The 2,557-nt window shown below is 43.4% G+C and carries 2 protein-coding genes and 3 pseudogenes; 3 read left to right on the top strand and 2 right to left on the bottom strand.

Features of this window, described 5'->3' with window-relative positions; all coding sequences use genetic code 11:
* On the top strand, positions 1 to 198 hold a 198-nt coding region (locus tag ACMV5I_RS29310; protein WP_414825951.1), incomplete at its 5' end, for a DDE-type integrase/transposase/recombinase.
* Positions 199 to 605: 407 nt separating this feature from the next.
* On the opposite strand, the pseudogene ACMV5I_RS29305 reads toward ACMV5I_RS29310, so the two are convergent.
* Positions 606 to 1,299 (bottom strand): annotated as a pseudogene (locus ACMV5I_RS29305) (IS1 family transposase).
* A gap of 56 nt (positions 1,300 to 1,355) precedes the next feature.
* On the opposite strand from ACMV5I_RS29305, the pseudogene ACMV5I_RS29300 reads away from it, so the two are divergent.
* Positions 1,356 to 1,516: pseudogene (locus ACMV5I_RS29300) on the top strand (IS6 family transposase); the annotation flags it as partial.
* Positions 1,517 to 1,652: 136 nt separating this feature from the next.
* Positions 1,653 to 2,372 carry a hypothetical protein gene (locus tag ACMV5I_RS29295; protein ID WP_414825950.1) on the top strand — a complete coding sequence of 240 codons (720 nt, stop codon included), beginning with the start codon at positions 1,653 to 1,655 and terminating at the stop codon, positions 2,370 to 2,372.
* 73 nt (positions 2,373 to 2,445) lie between these two features.
* Here the strand turns inward: ACMV5I_RS29295 and ACMV5I_RS29290 are convergent.
* Positions 2,446 to 2,557: pseudogene (locus tag ACMV5I_RS29290) on the bottom strand (IS6 family transposase); the annotation flags it as partial.

Genomic DNA, 2,557 nt, shown 5'->3' with positions numbered 1-2,557 from the left:
CTAAACAATCTGGTTGAGCAAGATCACCGCAATATCAAACGCCGGATAAGAGCGATGCTGGGATTCAAATCGTTTCGACGGGCACAGGGGCTTTTGGCGGGCATCGAATTGATCCACATGATACGCAGAGGACACTATCAGCATCCGGAAAGTGAGGTATTGTCACCTGCGGAACAATTTTATCTGTTGGCTGCCTAAATAATCGGCAACACCAACTTTGGCTGGCCTGTGCCCGTTAATGCGACAGAACCATTTTTAACGCACTTACAGGCGGCATAATGCCCTACTGTTTTGTTGCGTTTCGACTGGGAATGGGGCTCTAACAAAGTGTCCGGGATCATTAGACCATTACACTCTTCAGATAGGCGCTGATCGCCTACTTTGAGATAGAGCCACTTTCGACACAACTTTCTCACGGACAAGCATCAAAAAGACACGCATGTGTCTGACATCCAAATGATCCATCTTTATTCGTATCTGATTAAATTTATTTAATGTTTAAATTGCACCACTAATCAGCTATTATTTCAATAATTGTGTGTAAACCTCTTTAATTAAGGTGTGAAATTAAAAAAGTTATTTTGATTGGTGGGTAATGTCTCCAATTAGTAGAACATGTATTTCTCAATAAAGGCACCGATGAACTTTTCATGCAGCTCAACAGAACGTGAGAAGCAAATCGTTTTGCGAGTGAGTCTTTTGATGCGTGTACGCAGTGTCATGTTGTTACGCTCAATACGCTGAGTGAATACTTTGCCGGTGAGATGCTTATCCTTCGGCACTGCTCTGGCATAACTACCCCAGTCATCGCTGGTTATCATACCGATATTAAAAGGGGTGAGTAGAGCCAGCAGTTCACGGCAGGTTTGATCAGTACGGGGACCGAACGTATAGGCCAGGACTCCGCCTGTTTTGGTGTTGTACGCGTACCAGAGCCAATGCTGCCGGGCTTTACTGCCGACAAAGCTACATTGCTCATCGAGTCGCAGATAACTGCTACGTCAGCATGAGCAACCGGAGAGGATGTTATTCGACGCGGCGCGAGTTTTTTAAAGTGCGAATGACGGTGCTAATACCTATTTTCAGCGTCCTTGCGGTATCGCGAACACCGGCACCGTTGAACGCCATTTCGGTTATCTGCTCTTTGACACCCGGCTTACGGGCTTCATAGGTGTAGGTGAGCAGAAACACGCGATGGCAGTCACGGCAGCGAAATCTGTCATGGCCTTTAGGGTTCTGACCGTGGCGGTAAACTTGAGCAGACTGACAACGGGGGCAATGAAGCTTAACGCTGGCCATGAGATAACCTGAAAAGCGAGCATTATACATCAAGTTCAACCAATTGGAATCATCACCAACGCCGGATAAGGCCTATGCTGGGATTCAAATCGTTTCGACGGGCACAGGCGCTTTTGGCAGGCATCGAATTGATCCACATGACACGCAAAGGACAATATCATCATCCGGAAGTGAGGGGTTGCTACCTGCGGAACAATTTTATCTGTTGGCTACCTAAATAATCGGCAACACCAACTTTGCTTGGTCTGTGGCCGTTAATGCGGCAGAACCTAAAAATAACGCGCTCATGTCGAAATCCAGACTTTAATTTCGATAGTTATCAACATTAGATTATTTAAATAAAATCATATCAAATGAAAACCGAAACTCATACTTTTAAACAATCTACGTTATGCAGGACTCTTGAAAAAATATATGGTATTACACATAACGGTATATGCGCTGCGTTGTCAATAGTCTTGCTCAGACTGATGTCGGAGAAAACAACTACAGTATGCACTCCTCGATTCGCATTCGAAATAGCAAAGAATTTCTGCAGGGTACTGGATTGTATCCCAGCAAAAACACATGATTTAATTTATTATGAGATTTTAAAGGAACTATATTACACTCAAAATAAAGATGGATTAGTATGTAAGAGAACCTTAACATGTTACGAACAAATAATAAATAAAAACATAGGGGTATTTAACCTTGATAGTGATGTAACAATGTTACCGGATAATCTCATAGCTTTTATGAGTCTGACTAAACCCTTTCCTAGCCCCTATCACCATGCAGCCGTGCTTGTATGGGATAGTGAATCGATTTTTTTGTTTGACCCGAATCGCGGAGCAATATTGTTAGAAGATATTGACAGAACCAACCACCCCAAAAATGGCGATATGCTCTCACATTTTTGGATGAATTGGAGCGGCGGCGATGCAATACAAACTGGAGTGACTCCAACGTTTGAGGTGCATTCGATACGTGACATAAAAAAATTCAACTATTCTAAAAATGCAATCGATTACCACACATTCGATAATGTGTCGAGGCTTAGCATATTGTCGCCTTTATTTTATCAGGGATAAAAAGTAAGCGTCGTTAAATCGGTTCTGTCGCATTAACGGGCACAGGCCAGCCAAAGTTGGTGTTGCCGATTATTTAGGCAGCCAACAGATAAAATTGTTCCGCAGGTGACAGTCCTTCACTTTCCGGATGCTGATATTGTCCTTTGCGTATCATGTGGATCAATTCGATGCCCGCCAAAAGCCCC

The sequence above is a fragment of the Serratia sp. T13T92 genome, from assembly GCF_047530105.1.
In the GTDB taxonomy this organism is placed as follows: Bacteria; Pseudomonadota; Gammaproteobacteria; order Enterobacterales; family Enterobacteriaceae; genus Chania; species Chania fonticola.
Note: the sequence above shows the minus strand (reverse complement) of the source record. Positions and strands in the feature narration are given on the sequence as shown.